The sequence below is a fragment of the Pseudomonas putida genome, assembly GCF_002025705.1.
Taxonomy (GTDB): domain Bacteria; phylum Pseudomonadota; class Gammaproteobacteria; order Pseudomonadales; family Pseudomonadaceae; genus Aquipseudomonas; species Aquipseudomonas putida_J.
In genome coordinates, this window is the sequence record NZ_CP018846.1 from 6,043,413 (window position 1) to 6,059,059 (window position 15,647).

Annotated in this window: 14 protein-coding genes; 2 read left to right on the plus strand and 12 right to left on the minus strand. The window is 63.3% G+C overall.

Annotated elements, in window-relative coordinates:
* Positions 1-19: 19 nt before the first annotated feature.
* From BUQ73_RS27280 to desA, 3 genes are all read right to left on the minus strand, one after another.
* Positions 20-475 carry a type II toxin-antitoxin system PemK/MazF family toxin gene (locus BUQ73_RS27280; RefSeq protein WP_079230406.1) on the minus strand — a complete coding sequence of 152 codons (456 nt, stop codon included), beginning with the start codon at positions 473-475 and terminating at the stop codon, positions 20-22.
* Between the two features lie 144 nt (positions 476-619).
* Positions 620-1,606 carry a GGDEF domain-containing protein gene (locus tag BUQ73_RS27285; RefSeq protein WP_079230407.1) on the minus strand — a complete coding sequence of 329 codons (987 nt, stop codon included), beginning with the start codon at positions 1,604-1,606 and terminating at the stop codon, positions 620-622.
* A gap of 139 nt (positions 1,607-1,745) precedes the next feature.
* Entirely contained in the window at positions 1,746-2,930 is a 1,185-nt protein-coding gene (gene desA / locus BUQ73_RS27290) for a delta-9 fatty acid desaturase DesA (RefSeq protein WP_079230408.1), read from the minus strand.
* Positions 2,931-3,078: 148 nt separating this feature from the next.
* Between desA and dibA the strand changes: the two genes are divergently transcribed.
* On the plus strand, positions 3,079-4,974 hold the full coding sequence (dibA, locus tag BUQ73_RS27295) for a phosphodiesterase DibA (RefSeq protein ID WP_079230409.1): 1,896 nt from the start codon (positions 3,079-3,081) through the stop codon (positions 4,972-4,974).
* A 276-nt stretch (positions 4,975-5,250) separates the two neighbouring features.
* Here dibA and BUQ73_RS27300 read toward each other — a convergent pair whose 3' ends face one another.
* The 9 genes from BUQ73_RS27300 to tcyJ form a co-directional block, all read right to left on the minus strand.
* Positions 5,251-5,895 (minus strand): methionine ABC transporter permease, encoded by a 645-nt coding sequence (locus BUQ73_RS27300; protein WP_079230410.1) that lies wholly within the window; start codon positions 5,893-5,895, stop codon positions 5,251-5,253.
* Complete coding sequence (locus tag BUQ73_RS27305; RefSeq protein WP_079230411.1) at positions 5,885-6,994, minus strand: methionine ABC transporter ATP-binding protein; 1,110 nt, start codon at positions 6,992-6,994, stop codon at positions 5,885-5,887. Before BUQ73_RS27305 ends, BUQ73_RS27300 begins: the two co-directional genes overlap by 11 nt.
* A 1-nt stretch (position 6,995) precedes the next feature.
* A complete protein-coding gene (locus tag BUQ73_RS27310; protein ID WP_079230412.1) occupies positions 6,996-7,796 on the minus strand; it encodes a MetQ/NlpA family ABC transporter substrate-binding protein in 801 nt (266 codons plus the stop codon).
* Positions 7,789-9,180, minus strand: a complete 1,392-nt coding sequence (locus BUQ73_RS27315; protein ID WP_079230413.1) for an LLM class flavin-dependent oxidoreductase — start codon at positions 9,178-9,180, stop codon at positions 7,789-7,791. Before BUQ73_RS27315 ends, BUQ73_RS27310 begins: the two co-directional genes overlap by 8 nt.
* The gene (locus tag BUQ73_RS27320) at positions 9,180-10,361 is read right to left on the minus strand and encodes an SfnB family sulfur acquisition oxidoreductase (protein ID WP_079230414.1); all 1,182 of its coding nucleotides are present in this window, start codon (positions 10,359-10,361) and stop codon (positions 9,180-9,182) included. Before BUQ73_RS27320 ends, BUQ73_RS27315 begins: the two co-directional genes overlap by 1 nt.
* Before the next feature lie 93 nt (positions 10,362-10,454).
* On the minus strand, positions 10,455-11,696 hold the full coding sequence (locus tag BUQ73_RS27325; protein ID WP_079230415.1) for an SfnB family sulfur acquisition oxidoreductase: 1,242 nt from the start codon (positions 11,694-11,696) through the stop codon (positions 10,455-10,457).
* 231 nt (positions 11,697-11,927) lie between these two features.
* Entirely contained in the window at positions 11,928-12,686 is a 759-nt protein-coding gene (gene tcyN / locus BUQ73_RS27330) for an L-cystine ABC transporter ATP-binding protein TcyN (RefSeq protein WP_079230416.1), read from the minus strand.
* A 1-nt stretch (position 12,687) separates the two neighbouring features.
* Complete coding sequence (tcyL, locus tag BUQ73_RS27335; RefSeq protein ID WP_027917633.1) at positions 12,688-13,356, minus strand: cystine ABC transporter permease; 669 nt, start codon at positions 13,354-13,356, stop codon at positions 12,688-12,690.
* Positions 13,353-14,147, minus strand: a complete 795-nt coding sequence (gene tcyJ / locus BUQ73_RS27340) for a cystine ABC transporter substrate-binding protein (protein WP_079230417.1) — start codon at positions 14,145-14,147, stop codon at positions 13,353-13,355. The genes tcyL and tcyJ overlap by 4 nt, the downstream gene beginning before the upstream one ends.
* 273 nt (positions 14,148-14,420) lie before the next feature.
* On the opposite strand from tcyJ, the gene epsC reads away from it, so the two are divergent.
* Positions 14,421-15,353 carry a serine O-acetyltransferase EpsC gene (epsC, locus tag BUQ73_RS27345; RefSeq protein ID WP_079230418.1) on the plus strand — a complete coding sequence of 311 codons (933 nt, stop codon included), beginning with the start codon at positions 14,421-14,423 and terminating at the stop codon, positions 15,351-15,353.
* Positions 15,354-15,647 lie beyond the last annotated feature (294 nt).

Below are 15,647 nucleotides of genomic sequence, written 5' to 3' on the forward strand. Positions count from 1 at the left end.
AGGAGGATGGGCCTGGCTGTCAACCTCTCAGGAGCGAGCCCGCGTTCATGACCTTGATTATTGCGAGTTGCACCCTTTCGACCACTTCACGAGCGAGAATTTGATCAAGGCAGCCCCTGCCGACTTGCCTCGGTTTGAACAAGCGCTCCCTGCTAACTTGTGCGACAAGATCGGCCTTGGCCCATCGCGTCTGCTGTTTGAAATAGGGCAGTTCAGTGATCAGGTCTGATGAAAGCTCAACATGCCATCCTCGGCTCAGTTTCCCTGAATCCTTGGTGGTTGATAACGGGACTACTATGCAGGCGTTGGAGTCGATTTTTCCATTGATCACAATAACAAGCCGGTTCTTGACCATCTCTGGCTTGAGCCGAAAATCGTAGTGAAAAGCTGCAGCTATTTCCTCGTTGCAGCTTCGGTAATCACCATAATTGCATTCGAGTATTTGGCCGACTTTGGGCTCGAACCTGATTGCCATGTCCCATCCTGAGGCCTTGGTTTCGGCCTCATGATGTCACGCGACTTGCGCCATAAGAGCGGATCGCAGCCCATTAAAGGAAATCAAGACCATTCCTACATGGGGCTTCTGCAGATCTGCAGGATTTTTCTGATCTCGATCCCTCTACCCACGGACTATCTGGTTCTTGCCCTGCCGCTTGGCCTTGTACATCGCCGCATCGGCACGGGCGAACAAGCTATCCAGCGATTCGTCTTCATCGGTCAGCCCGGTCAGCCCCTGGCTCACCGTCACACTGTACGCCTCATCGCCATGGCTGAAGCCCTGCCGCTGAATCTCCCGCTGCAGGCGCTCGGCGATCTGCTCGGCCACCTGTGCGGTGCAGCCCGGGAAAACGGCCGCGAACTCTTCACCGCCGATACGCCCAAACTGGTCACCACGGCGTAACACGGCCTTGCCGCTGTCGGCGATGCGCTGCAGCACCTGGTCGCCTTCCTGATGCCCATAGCTGTCGTTGATGCGCTTGAAGTCGTCGATGTCCAGCAGCAGGAAAGCCAATGGCGTGCCGTCTTCGCGGGCGCTGTCGAAGGCCTGCTGGGCGCACTCGAAGAAGTGCCGCCGGTTGCTGCTCTGGGTCAGCACATCGGTGGTGGCCAGGCGCTGCAGTTCGCTTTCCAGTTGCTTCTTTTCGGTGATGTCCTCGGCGATGCCGACGATGATTACCCGGTCATCTTCGCTCTGCTGGTTGATGTAGCACTTGTCGCTGAGCCAGCGCACCTGGCCGCTGGCGTTGAGGATGCGGTATTCGCGGTCTTCCACTGCGCCCTTCAGCAGCACCTGGGCCAGGCTGCGCTCGGCGAACTCCAGGTCATCGGGGTAGATACTGTCGCGCCATTCGTTGTAGTCGGCCAGCACCAGGCTGGCCGGTCGACCGAAGATACGTTCGTAGGCGGGGCTGACGTAGAGCACCTGGCGGGTTTCCCAGTCGAAGGCCCAGAGCACGGCGTTGACGCTGTCGAGCAGCGAGCTGTACAGCTGTTCGCGCTCACTCAGGCGGGCAACTTCGCCCTGGGCGTGTAGCAGGGCCAGCAAGGTTTGTGCGGCTTCGGGAGGCGGGCTACCTGACAAGGATGGAGGAAGGTTCTTGGCCATGAGCACGGAGCAGTTCTCATTGATAGGGCGCGCGGCCACGAACCGGCCCGCCACGCGGGCGATGTACGGTTTGAGTGGGTTTTCAGGGGGGAAGTTCCTGCAGGCACGCCCCGTTGCGGGGCGTGCCGATCAGCGGCTATCAGGCACCCGTGGGGCGCAGGGAGTAGGTTTTCAGCTGTGCAGCGAAATCGTGCAGGGCATGGATACCGCTGGCCTCGGCCTCGTGTACCCAGTCCTTCATGGCCGCCAGCATATCGTGGCCGTTGGCGCTGGTACGGGCCCAGATCTGTTGCAGCGCCAGGCGCTTCTCGTAGATGGTCTTCAGGGCCTGGCTGTGGGCGAGCATGCTTTCGATGCGCACGTGGTGGCGGTCTTCGAGCAGGCTGGTTTCGCGCGACAGCAGGCGCTTGGCACGGCGGAAGCGGTGGCGTACCGAGGCATCGACCTTGGCCAGCTCCTGCTTGACCAGCGGGCCGATCACCAGCTTGCGGTACTGGGCCATGATCTGGAAGCGGTTGTTGAGGATGGCCATGGCAGTATCCATGTCCAGGCTGGCCTTGCCCTCGACCCGGTGGGCGATGGGCGCCACGCGTTGCACCTTGGCCAGGCGCAGCAGGCAGAACACACGGATCCAGGCCCAGCCCATGTCGAACTCCCAGCGTTTGACCGAGAGCTTGGCCGAGTTGGGGTAGGTGTGGTGGTTGTTGTGCAGTTCTTCGCCACCGATGACGATACCCCACGGCACCAGGTTGGTGGCGGCGTCGCGGCATTCGAAATTGCGGTAGCCGACCGCGTGGCCCAGGCCGTTGACCACGCCGGCGGCCCAGAACGGAATCCACATCATCTGTACCGCCCAGATGGTGATGCCGATGGTGCCGAACAGCAGCAGGTCGATGACCGCCATCAGCACGATGCCGCCGAGCTTGTAGCGTGAGTAGAGGTTGCGCTCGACCCAGTCTTCCGGGCAGTTCTTGCCATAGATGCGCAGGGTCTCGGGGTTGCGTGCCTCTTCGCGGTAGAGTTCGGCCCCTTTGCGCAGCACCGTGCCAAGGCCCTTGTAGACCGGGCTGTGCGGGTCGTCCGGGGTTTCGCACTTGGCGTGGTGCTTGCGGTGCACGGCCGTCCATTCGCGGGTGTTCTGTGCCGTGGTCAGCCACAGCCAGAAGCGGAAGAAATGCTTGAGCGCGCCATTGAGCTCCAGCGCACGGTGGGCGGAGTAGCGGTGCAGGTAGATAGTGACGCTGACGATGGTCACATGGGTCATCAGCAGGGTGACGCCAACCAGTTGCCAGGCCGACAAGTCGAGCAGACCGTTGTACCACATAGGTGTAGATGCCCTCGGGAATGCAGGGAGAAGGGTGTGATTATCCCTTGGCGGGGAAATAAAACCAGTCACCCTTTCAGATAGGAAGTCACGGCATGTTTCAGCCTTTATAATGCCCCATCCTTTTTCATGGGCTTTCCCCCCCGACATGTCTGTTTCCGTTCGCGACGCCTTGCGCATGGCAGCGCTGTATGTGGTGCTCTCGTTCCTCTGGCTGGTGCTGGCCGAGGTGGTCCTGCACAGTATGACTGACGACCCCCTGGCGTTGACCGTGGGCCGGCAGATCAACGTGGTGGTGTGGGTGCTGGTCAGTGCCTTGCTGATCTTCGTGTCCCGTGCGCGCCTGCTCAACTTCATCGGTATCGGTGCGCGTCTGCGCAGCGAAGACCGTGAGCGCCTGCGCATGGCCGCGGCGGTGTTCGACAGCACGCTGGAGGGCGTGTTGGTGACTGACCGCCAAGGCCTGATCGTGCACGTCAACCGCGCCTTCATGCGCATTACCGGCTACCAGCAGGACGAAGTGCTGGGGCAGCGCCCGAGCAAGTTCAAGTCGGGGCGCCACGGCGTGCCGTTCTATCAGCAGATTTATGCCGCGCTGGCCGAAAAGGGCGAGTGGAGCGGCGAGATCTGGAACCGCCGTAAAAGCGGTGAAATCTATCCGCAATGGCAGACGATCTGCGCCATCCGCGATGACAGCGGCGAGCTGAGCCATTACGTGGCGGTGTTCAGCGACATCAGTGCGATCAGGCATACCGAGCAGGAGCTGGCTTACCTGGCCCACCACGACCCGCTCACGGGTCTGCCCAACCGCCTGTTGTTCAACGACCGCGCCGAGCAGGCGCTGGCTGCAGCGCAGGCCAACAAGCGTGGTTGCGCCTTGCTGTTGCTCGACCTGGACCACTTTCAGAGCATCAACGACGGCCTTGGCCATACCATCGGCGACCAGCTCCTCAAACTGGTCGGCGAACGCCTGCGTGAGACCGTGGGCAACAACGTGACCCTGGCGCGCCTGGGCGGTGACGAATTCGGTGTGCTGGCCGAAAACTGCCAGCAGGTCGGTCAGGCCGGCAAGCTGGCGCAAGGCATCATCGAGCGTATGCGTGAACCCTTCGAGTTCGATGGCCACCGCCTGTTCATCAGTGCCAGCGTGGGTATCAGCCTGTTCCCCAACGACGCCCTGAGCGCCGAGCAACTGCTGCGCAATGCCGATTCGGCGCTATTCAAGGCCAAGGGTAATGGGCGTGCCTGCTACGCGCTGTACACCGAAGAGCTGACTGCCCACGCCCAGCACCGGGTGGAAACCGCGAGTGAGCTGCGTCGGGCGCTGGCCAAGGATGAGCTGCGGGTGTTCTTCCAGCCGGTGCATGACCTGTTCACGGCTAAGATGGTCGGCGTCGAGGCGCTGGTGCGTTGGCAACACCCGGAGCGTGGGCTGGTTCCGCCTGGCGAGTTCATCCCGATCGCCGAGCGTACCGGGCTGATTGCCGAGGTCGATGCCTGGGTGTTGCGTGAGGCCTGCCGGCAGATGGTTCAATGGCAGGAACAAGGACGCGCGCTGGAGTTCGTTGCCGTCAATATCTCCAGCCGCTTGTTTGGCCAGCGCGAGTTGTACCGGCAGGTGGCGGACGTGCTGCACGAGACGGGTCTGGACCCAGCACTGCTGGAGCTGGAAGTGACCGAGAGTGCGGTGATGGAAGACCCGGAGGTGGCGCTGGAGCAACTGCATCGCCTGCGTGAGCTGGGGCTGAATCTGGCCATCGATGATTTCGGCACGGGGTATTCGTCGCTGCTGCGGCTCAAGCGCTTGCCGGTGCAGAAGCTGAAGATCGACCAGGGCTTTGTCGCCGGCTTGCCGCTGGATGATGATGATATCGCGATTGTGCGGGTGATCATTGCCCTGGCGCGGAGCATGGGCATGCAGGTGCATGCCGAGGGCATCGAACAGTCTGAGCAAGCGCGGTTCCTGCTGGAGCAGCAGTGCCAGCTGGGGCAGGGGTACTGGTTCGGGCGGCCGGTGCCGGCTGGGGATCTGCACTGGGGCTGAGAGGTACGGCTGAATTTGTTCAGCGCTTGTGAGATCGAGCGCCGCCCGCGCGGCGCATCGCGGATAAATCCGCTCCTACATTTGTTGCAACGTGCCGAACCTGTAACGCCATGGTTGCCAGCCCTGGCGCATGGCTTGAGTCCTACAGACAAGGCTGACAACGGTGACCTGTCAGGCATGGCCACGTTGCAATAAATGTAGGAGCGGATTTATCCGCGATGCGCCGCGCGGGCGGCGCTCGGTCTCACAGGCGCAGAAGATGTTGCGACGGGCCCCTCAGCGCTTGTTCAAACCTTTCGCCAACCGGTCCCCTCCCAGCTGGATCAGCGCCACCAAGGCCACCAGCATGGCAATCACGGTCAACATGATCTGGCTGTCGAAACGCTGATACCCATACCGATAGGCAATGTCCCCCAGCCCCCCCGCGCCAATCGCCCCGGCCATGGCCGACGAGTTGATCAGTGTCACCAAGGTGATGGTGAACCCACCGACGATCCCCGGCAGTGCCTCGGGCAGCAGCACATGCCAGACGATATGCCAGCGCCGGCAACCCATGGCCTGCGCCGCCTCGACCAGGCCGTGGTCGACCTCGCGCAAACTTACCTCGGCAATCCGTGCGAAGAAGGGTGTGGCGGCGATGGTCAGTGGCACCACGGCGGCCCAGACGCCGTAGGTAGTACCCACCACCAGCCGGGTGAAGGGGATCAGCGCAACCATCAGGATCAGGAACGGGATCGAGCGGAACAGGTTGACGAAGGCGCCCAGCACCCGGTTCAGCAAGGGTGCCTCGAAGATGCCGCCTTTGTCGCTGGTGACCAGCAGCACCGCCATCGGCACACCCACCAGCAGCGCGACCAGCGACGACACGCCAACCATCAGCAGGGTGTCGAGCAGGCCTTCGAGCAAGCGATCAAACCACATGGCCCAGTACCTCCACGTCTTCAGCCCAGCGGCGGGCGCGTTCGAGCAAATGGTGCGTGTCGTGCGGCGAGCCCTGTATCGACAGAATCAGCTGCCCGAGCGCATGTTCGCCGATGGTCTCCACGCCACCCTGGAGCAGGCGCACGCGCCCGCCCAGTTCCGCGAACAGGTCAGACAGCGCGGGCTCGCCGAGCAGGGTGAGCTTGAGCACCAGCGCACTGTCACGGCCCACCGGGCTGGCGCGCAGGCTTGCCTGCAAAGCCGCAGGCAGTTTGGTCTGCAACGGCGCGAGCAGGGTGCGGGTGACCTCATGACGCGGGCTGCCGAACACGCGCCAGACTTCGCCCTGTTCGACGATTGCGCCACGTTCCAGCACCACCACGCGCTGGCAGATGTCGCGGATCACCGCCATTTCGTGGGTGATCAGCACCACGGTCAGGCCCAGGCGCCGGTTGATGTCGCGCAGCAGTTCGAGGATCGACGCCGTGGTCTCGGGGTCCAGCGCCGAGGTGGCTTCGTCGCACAGCAGAATCTCGGGGTCATGCACCAAGGCACGGGCGATGCCGACTCGCTGTTTCTGGCCGCCGGACAGCTGCGCCGGGTAGACATGATGCTTTTCCTGCAGGCCAACCAGCTCCAGCAACTCGCGGACCTTGCGCTGGCGCTCGGCCTTGGCCACGCCCGCCACCTTCAGTGGCAGCTCGACGTTCTGCCACACGGTCTTGGCTGACATCAGGTTGAAGTGCTGGAAGATCATCCCGATGCGCCGGCGCAGCGCCACCAGGTGGTCCTCATCGAATGGCGCGATGTCTACCTGGTCGATCAGCACGCGCCCCTGGCTCGGCTGTTCGAGGCGGTTGATGGTGCGCAGCAGTGACGACTTGCCAGCGCCACTGCGGCCGATGATGCCGAAGATTTCACCACGGCGGATGTTCAGGTCGATGCCTTGCAGCGCGGGTTGCTGCTGGCCAGGGTAGGTCTTGCCCAGCCCGATGAAACGGACATGGGCTTCGTTGACCTCCGGGCGCAGGGCCTGCTCCCTGGCCGTTGGCGGCGATGGTTGTGCGGTGGGCGCCCTGAGCGCGTTGGCCTGGCTCATGTCAGCCTTCCCAACCGGCCTGGTACAGGCTGCCATGGGCCTTGTTCAGTGCCGAACGCACGGTAGGCGAGTGCTGGTAGATATCGACGAACCTGGCCAGGCGCGGGTCATCCTTGCTCTGCGGGCGGATGACGAACTGGATCACGTATTCCTTGTTTTCCAGGCCATCGAACAGCAACGCCGAAGTGGCATCGAACGTGTTGGCCAGGCGGATGTAGGCCGGGTAGCCCTGGACCAGGTCGGCGTCGTCATAGGCGCGCACCAGCTGCACGGCTTCGACCTGCAGGATCTTGAGCTTCTTCGGGTTGGCGACGATGTCGTCCTCGGTGGCCTTGTAGCCGACACCCGGCTTGAGGGTAATCAAGCCGGCCTTGGCCAGCAGCTGCAGGCCACGGCCGCTGTTGATCGGGTCGTTGGCGATGGCCACGCTGGCGCCCTCGGGCAGCTCGGCGAAGCTCTTGTATCGCTTCGAGTACAGGCCGACGTTGTTGATGATGCCCGGGGCATAGGGCACCAGGTTGAAGCCGGCCGCAGCCTTGGCGTTCTCCAGGAAGGGGATGTGCTGGAAGTAGTTCACGTCGATGTCGCCGCTGTTCAGGCTGACATTCGGCGCGATCCAGTCGCTGAACTCGATCAGCTTCACTTCCAGGCCTTGCTTGTGGGCTTCCTCCACCGCCGCCTCCAGGGGGATGGCGAAGGCCGCAGTGGTGCCGATCTTCAGTGGTTCGGCAGCGAAGGCACTGGCGGACAGGCCGAGGGTGATGGCGATGGCCGCGACGGGCCGGAACAGTTTCTCAAGCATGGTGCAGGGCTCCAGTCGGGGCAGGGACAGGGGTGTTGCGGTAGGTGGAACCGGGGTGGTCGGCGCGCAGGTACGGGTCAGTGCTGGCGAACAGCTTCTGGCGCAGGGTGCCGTCGGCGTAAGCGGTCTTGTAACGGCCACGCTGCTGCAGTTGCGGGACCACCAGTTCGATGAAGTCCTCGTAGCTTTCCGGGGTGACGGTGCGGGTCAGGTTGAAGCCGTCCAAGCCGGTGTCGTCGATCCAGGCGATCAGCTGTTCGGCTACCTGATCCGGCGCGCCGACCAGGGTTACATAGCGCCCGCCGAGGGCGTGCTGCTCCAGCAGGCGGCGGCGGGTCCAGGGGTTTTCCTGCAATTGGCGAGTGGCCGACTGGATGGCGTTGCCCTTGCTGGCGCCGATGGGGTCGTCCAGCCCGTAAGTGGCAAAGTCGATGCCGGTAGAGGCGGCGAAGTGCGCCACGCCGGCTTCCGCGCTGGCATGTTGCAGGTACTCGGCGTACTTGGCCTGTGCCTGTTGCTCGGTGGGTGCGACGATCACCGTGATGCCCATGAACACTTTCACTGCCTGCGGATCGCGGCCGGCGGCCTGGGCGGCCGCGCGCACCTTGTCGACCTGGGCGCGGGTAGCGGCTTGGTCCTGGCCGCTGATGAACACGCATTCGGCATGGTTACCGGCAAAGGCCAGGCCGCGAGGCGAGCTGCCCGCCTGGAACAGTACCGGCGTGCGTTGTGGCGAGGGTTCGCACAGGTGGTAGCCCTCGACCTTGTAGAACTCGCCCTGGTGTTGCACCTTGCGCACCTTGCCCGGCTCGGCGTACACCCGGCGTTGGCGATCGTTGACCACGGCGTCATCGGCCCAGCTGCCTTCCAGCAGCTTGTACAACACCTGCAGGTATTCATCGGCCTGGTCGTAGCGGCGATCATGCTCGGGCTGCTGCTCCAGGCCCATGGCGCGGGCGGCGCTGTCGAGGTAACCGGTAACGATGTTCCAGCCGACCCGGCCGTTGCTCAGGTGGTCGAGGGTGGAGAGGCGCCGGGCGAACAGGTACGGCGCTTCGTAGGTCAGGTTGGCGGTGAGGCCGAAGCCCAGGTTGCGAGTGACGCCGGCCATGGCCGAAACCAGCAGCAGCGGGTCGTTGACCGGCAGCTGGATCGACTCCTTGAGGGTCACGTCAACGGAATTGCCGTAGATGTCATAGGTGCCGACGATATCGGCGATGAACAGGCCATCGAACAGCCCGCGCTCCAGCAGGCGCGCCAGGTCGGTCCAGTATTCCAGGGTCTTGTACTGGGTCGAGGTGTCCCGTGGATGGGTCCACAGGCCGTGGTTGATGTGCCCGATGCAGTTCATGTTGAAAGCATTGAGCAGGATCTGCTTGGCCATCAGATGGTCCCCCGGCGCGGTGGGTTTGCGTTGTTCAGGTAGTAGTTGCCGATGGCGTGGTACTTCCAGCGCACCGGGTCGTGCAGGGTGTGCACGCGGGCGTTGCGCCAGTGGCGGTCAAGGTTGTGCTCGGCCAGGGTGGCCTGGCTGCCAGCCAGTTCGAACAGGGTGGTGCCGGCGGCGAGGGATACTTCCGTGCTGATCGCCCGTGCTTCGGCAACGGCAATCGAAGCGGCGGCGACGCTGTCGGTGTTGCTGTCGGCCTGGGCGTGGTCGAGGAATTCGCCGGCGCGTTCGAGCAGCGCTTCAGCAGCATGCAGGCGGATCACCAGCTGGCCGAAGCTTTTCAGGGTCAGCGGGTCGTCGCTGGCCTTGTCCAGGCCGGAGTCGACCCATGGCCGGCTGCGTGTGCGCACGAAATGCAGGGCATCATCCAGGGCGGCGCGGGCGATTCCGGTGTCGATGGCTGCGTGGAGAATCTGCGCCAGCGGGCCGACCGGGGTCGGGCGCTCGAAGGCACTCTGGAAGGGCACCACGTCGCCAGCATCGACCCAGACGTTGTCGAAAGTCACCGAGCCGCTGCCGGTGGTGCGCTGGCCGAAGCCGCTCCAATCGTCGATTACCTGCAGGCCCTGGCTGTCGGCCGGGACGAAAGCCAGCTGCTGGCGGCCTTGATCGTCAATCACCGAGGTCGGGATACGCTGGGCGTAGAGCGCGCCGGTGGCGTAGAACTTGCGGCCGTTTATGCGGTAACCGGCGCCGTCACGGGTCAGGCGGGTGGTGCGGTCGTGGGCGGTTTTCGTGCCCAGTTCGGCCAGGGCGTTACCGAAGCGGCGGCCTGCCAGCACTTCGGCGTAAAGGCGCTGCTGCTGCTCGGGGCTGCCGTTTACCCTCAGCACTTCCAGGGCATAGAAGTGGTTCTGCGGGATCTGGCCGAGCGAAGCATCGGCTTGGGCGATGCGGGCGATGACCTGGGCCAGGGTGACGTTGGACACGCCAGCGCCGCCGAAGGCCTTGGGGACGCTGATGGCCCACAGGCCGGAGCGGGTGAACAGCTCCAGTTCGGCGTGGGGCAGGCGGCGTTCGCGGTCGCGCAGGGCGCTGTCGCGTTTGAGTTGCTGAGCGATTTGCTCGGCGGCAGCCAAGGCTTGGCTGTCGTTGGTGATAACTGATGTTGTCATGGTGTTCTCCGGGGCCATGGGGCCGCTCTGCGGCCCTTTCGCGACGCAAGGCCGCTCCCACAAGGGCTGCAGAGCAGCCCCAGGGCCCTCAAATCAGATCCAGGAATGCCGGGCAGGCAGGGTGCCGTTGAGGTGGTAGGCGCCAACCGCGTGGTACTTCCAGCGCACCGGGTCGTGCAGGGTGTGCACCCGAGCATTGCGCCAGTGCCGGTCGAGGTTGAACTCGGCCAGGCTCGCGCGGCTGCCAGCCAGCTCGAACAGCTTCTCGCTGGCTTGCAGCGCGATCTCGGTGGTCAGCACCTTGGCCTCGGCCACGGCAATCGACGCCCGCGCTGCGGCGTCAGTATCGATCGGCCCGGCATTGACCTCGTCGAGCACGCGCGCAGCCTTGCGCAGCAGCGCCTCGGCGGCGTGCAGCTCAAGCTTCAGGCGGCCGATTTCGGCAATCACGTACGGGTCATCGCTGGCGCGCTCGACCTTGGCTTCGATCCAGGGCCGGGATTTCTCACGGACGAAGGCGATGGCATCGTCGATGGCTGCCTCGGCGATGCCGGCATCGATGGCCGCCTGAATCAGCTGCGAGGCCGCACCCTGGATATTGGGCAGGTCGCGTTGGCGCCAGTTGTCGATGACCAGTTCGGCATCCACCGGTACCTGATCGAGCAGCACGGTACCGCTGGCCGTTGTGCGCTGGCCGAAGCCGGACCAGTCGTCGACGATGCGCAGCCCAGGGCTGCCGCGGCGGACGAAGGCCAAGCGTTGCCGGCCTTCGTCGTCCAGGGCCTTGACCGCCACCCAATGGGCGAACAGGGCACCTGTGGAGTAGAACTTCTCACCGCTGATGCGATAGCCGTCAGCGCTACGGGTGATTCTGGCCTTGAGCGTCAGGGTGTCTTTGGTGCCACGCTCGGGGCCGGCGTTGCCAATGCGCCAGCCGTCCAGCACGCTGCGGAAGATCAGCGCCTGCTGGGCTTCGGTAGCGGTCAGGCGCAGCAGCTGCAGCATGCCGAACTGGTTTTGCGGGATTTGCCCCAGGGCCGGGTCGGCGGCGCTGATCAGGCGGAACACCTCGGCGACGGTTGCGAACGAGACGTCCGGGCCGCCATAGGCCTTGGGCACGCTGATGCTGCCAAGGCCGCTACGGGTGAACTGTTCGATTTCTGCCCAAGGCAGCTTGCGTTGCTGGTCGCGACGGGCGGCCTGTTCACGGGCAATTGCGGCCAGCTCGTGGGCGGCTTGCAGGGCTTCGGCGTCGTTGCGCAGTACCTTGGCCGGCAGCAGCAGGGGCGAGCTGTCGAGGTCGCTGTGGAATCGGGTATTTGGCTGGGTGGTCATCAGAACCGAACCTCACAAAGTGGATGCGTCGCTTCAGCTGATGGCGACAACGTTTGCTGGTCCGGTGGTCCGGTTTATATACCCTAATGGCTTATATGTTGTTTATGAACTAACAATTTGGAATAAGAATAGAAGCCTGGAAGTTCTTCGGATGTGCCGACGCCATCGCGGATAAATCCGCTCCTACACGGCTGTAAGAGCGGATTTATCCGCGATGGCGTCAGTGAAGGTCTACTCGGAGGCAGCAGTACCGAGGAACTTGCGCAGGAACTGCCGGGTACGTTCTTCCTTCGGGTTGGCAAACAGGGCCTTGGCGTCGCCCTGTTCCACAATCACGCCCTTGTCGAAGAAGATCACCCGGTTCGCCACATCCCGGGCAAAGCTCATTTCGTGGGTAACGATGATCATGGTGCGCTTTTCCTCGGCCAGGCCGCGGATGGTCGCCAGCACTTCACCGACCAGCTCCGGGTCGAGTGCCGAAGTGGGTTCGTCGAACAGGATCACTTCAGGCTCCATGGCCAGCGCGCGGGCAATCGCCACGCGCTGCTGCTGGCCGCCGGAAAGGCGCCGTGGGTAGGCGTCTTCCTTGCCCGCCAGGCCGACCTTGGCCAGCAGCCGCCGGCCGAGCTCGAGGGCTTGATCACGCGGCGTCTTCTTGACGATCACCGGACCCTCGATGACGTTTTCCAGGGCGGTGCGGTGGGGGAACAGGTTGAAGTTCTGGAACACAAAGCCAGCCTGCTGGCGCAGGCGGCGGATCGCACTCTGCTGGCCGCTGAGCGGGCGATTGGCATCGATGCTGATGGCGCCGATCTGGATCTGCCCGGCATCCGGAGTTTCCAGCAGGTTGAGGCAGCGCAGGAAGGTGGTCTTGCCCGAGCCGCTGGGGCCGATGATGGCTACCACTTCACCCGGTTGCACGGTCAGGTCGATACCGTTGAGCACGGTCTGGCCCTTGAACTGCTTGGTCAGGCCTTTGGCGACGATCATCTCATTGCTCCTGGTCGTGCTGGTTGACCCGCGCTTCCATGCGGTTCTGGAAGTGCGCGAGGATGCTGCAGAGGATCCAGTAGATCACGGCAACGGCCAGGTACATGGTGAACACTTCGAAGGTGCGCGCCGTGATCAGCTGCGCCTGGCGGAACAGCTCGGGCACCTGGATGGTCGCTGCCAGCGCGGTGTCCTTGACCAGCGAGATGAAGCTGTTGCCCAGTGGCGGCAGTGCGGTGCGCAGCGCCTGGGGCAGGATCGCCCGGCGCATGGCCTGGGTGCGGGTCATGCCGATGCTGGCCGCAGCTTCCCACTGGCCACGGTCGATCGAGGAGATCGCCGCACGCAGGATTTCGCAGATGTAGGCCGCCATGTTCAGCGACAGGCCGATCAGCGAGGCCGGGATTGGGTCGAGCTCGATGCCGATCTGCGGCATGCCGAAGTAGATCACGAACAGCTGCACCAGCAGCGGTGTGCCACGGAAGAACGATACATAGACCCGGGCCAGCCAGTTCAGCGGCAGGATCTTCGACAGCCGCATCAGCGCAAGGGCAAAGCCCAGCACCAGGCCGAAGAACATGCCGCCAACACTGAGCAGCACCGTATAACCCGCGCCCTTCAGCAGGAAGGGCGTGGAGTCGGCAACGAGTTGCAGGCTTTCAGCGATCATTTGGTGACATCGGCACCGAAGTATTTCTCGGACAGCTTGGCCAGCGTGCCGTCGGCCTTGAGCTTGTCGATGGCCTTGTTGATCGCTGCCAGCAGCTCAGGCTCGCCCTTGCGCAGAGCCACGCCGCTTTCCAGGCGCGAGAAGGCATCGCCGGCAAGTTCAGTGTCCTTGGCCTTCTGGGCGTATTCCAATGCAGCCAGGCGGTCGATCAGGATGGCGTCGATGCGGCCGTTGCGCAGGTCGGCAAACTTGCTTGGGTCGTCTTCATAGGTGCGCACTTCGGCTTTGGGCACGTCCTGCTTGACCCACTGTTCGTAGTTGGTGCCCAGGCCCACGCCGACCTTCTTGCCGGCCAGGTCTTGCGCAGTCTTGATGTGCAGCTGCTCGGCTTTCTTCTTCAGGACCAGCGCCTGAATGCCGGAGATGGTGTAGGGCTCGGAGAAGTCGTATTTTTTCTTGCGTTCTTCAGAGATGGTCACCTGATTGACCACCACGTCCAATCGCTTGGATTCCAGCGCGGCGAGGATGCCATCCCACTTGGTCGGCTGGATCTTGGCCTTGACCCCAAGCTCCTTGGCCAGCAGTTCCGAAAGCTCCACCTCGAAGCCGGCCAGTTTGCCGTTCTCGTCCTGGAAGCTGAACGGTGGGTAAGTGCCTTCCAGGCCCACGTTGATCACGCCTTTTTCCTGGATGGTCTTCAGCTGCTCGCCGGCAAAGGCCTGGCCGAGCAGGCCGGTACCCAGCAGGATGGCCAGGCTGGCGTTGAGAAGCGGTTTGGCAAATTTCGACATGTCAGGCCCCGCGCTTGTTGTGGAAGTAGTGGGTGGCGACTATAGAGTTGGCTTGTTAGGCCTGGAAATAATAAAAACTTATTTTGTTATTCCCATTTTGATCTGTGCCAGGTTTTGGCTGCTTTGAGGGTAGGCCAGGATGCTGCGGCCGTCATCGCGGCTTATGCCCGACTTAGCGCAGGATGGAATAAAGCGTTGTTTTTTCCAAGGGACGGATTTGCCGTAAAGTGGATTGCATAACGACAGATTGGCCACCATCGGCAGGAGAACAGCGTGAGCGAACAACCTTCATCTGGGCACTGGCAGTTGCACAGCATTGTCAGTGGCCTGCGCGGTGCCCGCGAGCAATGGCGCAGCCGCAATGGCCGCAGCATAGGCGAGCAGGGCGGGCGCGAGCTGCCTTCGCGTGAGGCCATGCGGCAGATTCTCGAGCAGCTGTGCGGGGCGCTGTTCCCGATGCGCCTGGGCCCGGTCGACCTGCGTGAAGAGAGCGAGGACTTCTACGTCGGCCATACCCTCGACGCGGCGCTGACGGCACTGCTGGTGCAGGCGCGCCTGGAATTGCGCTATGCCGCGCGCCAGAGCAAGGGCGACCTGACTGCTGTCGATGCCCAGGCCCTGGCTTTGATCCAGGGCTTTGCTGCGGCTTTGCCGGGCCTGCGTGTGCTGCTCGATACCGATGTGCTGGCGGCCTACCACGGCGACCCGGCGGCGCGCAGCGTTGATGAAGTGTTGCTGTGCTATCCAGGGATCCTGGCGATCATCCACCACCGCCTGGCCCACCACCTCTATCAGGCGGGTTTGCCGCTGCTGGCGCGCATCAGCTCGGAGCTGGCGCATTCGGCCACCGGTATCGACATTCACCCAGGCGCGCAGATCGGCCAGAGCTTCTTCATCGATCACGGCACTGGCGTGGTGATCGGCGAAACGGCGATTATCGGTGAGCGGGTGCGCATCTATCAGGCCGTGACCCTGGGCGCCAAGCGCTTCCCGAGCGATGAGTCGGGCACATTGCACAAAGGGTTGGCGCGCCACCCGATCGTCGAGGATGACGTGGTGATCTATGCCGGGGCGACGATCTTGGGCCGGATTACCATCGGCAAGGGCTCGACCATTGGGGGCAATGTCTGGCTGACCCGCAGTGTGCCGGCTGAGAGCAACATCACCCAGGCCAACCTGCAGCTGGATTGCCAGGACAAGAACTGACTATTGCCTGCTCCGGCCTCTTCGCGGGCAAGCCCGCTCCCACAGTGTTCAAAACTTGTGATGCCCCTGTGGCAGCGGGCTTGCCCGCGAAAGGGCCAGAACAGGAGGGCGCCAATCGGCGCCCCGGTTCGCTTTGAAAGCCGATCCATGTTTAACTTGAACGCTTGTTCAATGAAAAACGCTGGTCCGCTGCCGGTGTTCAACAGGAGGATTCCTTTGCTGAACCCGTTCATTCCGAACCTCACGTCGATCGACGAGGTGCCTGTTTCATGAGTGCACCGTCCCCATCCCTTG

Coding starts and splice junctions, on each gene's coding strand:
- BUQ73_RS27280 (WP_079230406.1), bottom strand. CDS start 475: ATGGCAATCAGGTTCGAGCCCAAAGTCGGCCAAATACTCGAATGCAAT.
- BUQ73_RS27285 (WP_079230407.1), bottom strand. CDS start 1,606: ATGGCCAAGAACCTTCCTCCATCCTTGTCAGGTAGCCCGCCTCCCGAA.
- desA (WP_079230408.1), bottom strand. CDS start 2,930: ATGTGGTACAACGGTCTGCTCGACTTGTCGGCCTGGCAACTGGTTGGC.
- dibA (WP_079230409.1), top strand. CDS start 3,079: ATGTCTGTTTCCGTTCGCGACGCCTTGCGCATGGCAGCGCTGTATGTG.
- BUQ73_RS27300 (WP_079230410.1), bottom strand. CDS start 5,895: ATGTGGTTTGATCGCTTGCTCGAAGGCCTGCTCGACACCCTGCTGATG.
- BUQ73_RS27305 (WP_079230411.1), bottom strand. CDS start 6,994: ATGAGCCAGGCCAACGCGCTCAGGGCGCCCACCGCACAACCATCGCCG.
- BUQ73_RS27310 (WP_079230412.1), bottom strand. CDS start 7,796: ATGCTTGAGAAACTGTTCCGGCCCGTCGCGGCCATCGCCATCACCCTC.
- BUQ73_RS27315 (WP_079230413.1), bottom strand. CDS start 9,180: ATGGCCAAGCAGATCCTGCTCAATGCTTTCAACATGAACTGCATCGGG.
- BUQ73_RS27320 (WP_079230414.1), bottom strand. CDS start 10,361: ATGACAACATCAGTTATCACCAACGACAGCCAAGCCTTGGCTGCCGCC.
- BUQ73_RS27325 (WP_079230415.1), bottom strand. CDS start 11,696: ATGACCACCCAGCCAAATACCCGATTCCACAGCGACCTCGACAGCTCG.
- tcyN (WP_079230416.1), bottom strand. CDS start 12,686: ATGATCGTCGCCAAAGGCCTGACCAAGCAGTTCAAGGGCCAGACCGTG.
- tcyL (WP_027917633.1), bottom strand. CDS start 13,356: ATGATCGCTGAAAGCCTGCAACTCGTTGCCGACTCCACGCCCTTCCTG.
- tcyJ (WP_079230417.1), bottom strand. CDS start 14,147: ATGTCGAAATTTGCCAAACCGCTTCTCAACGCCAGCCTGGCCATCCTG.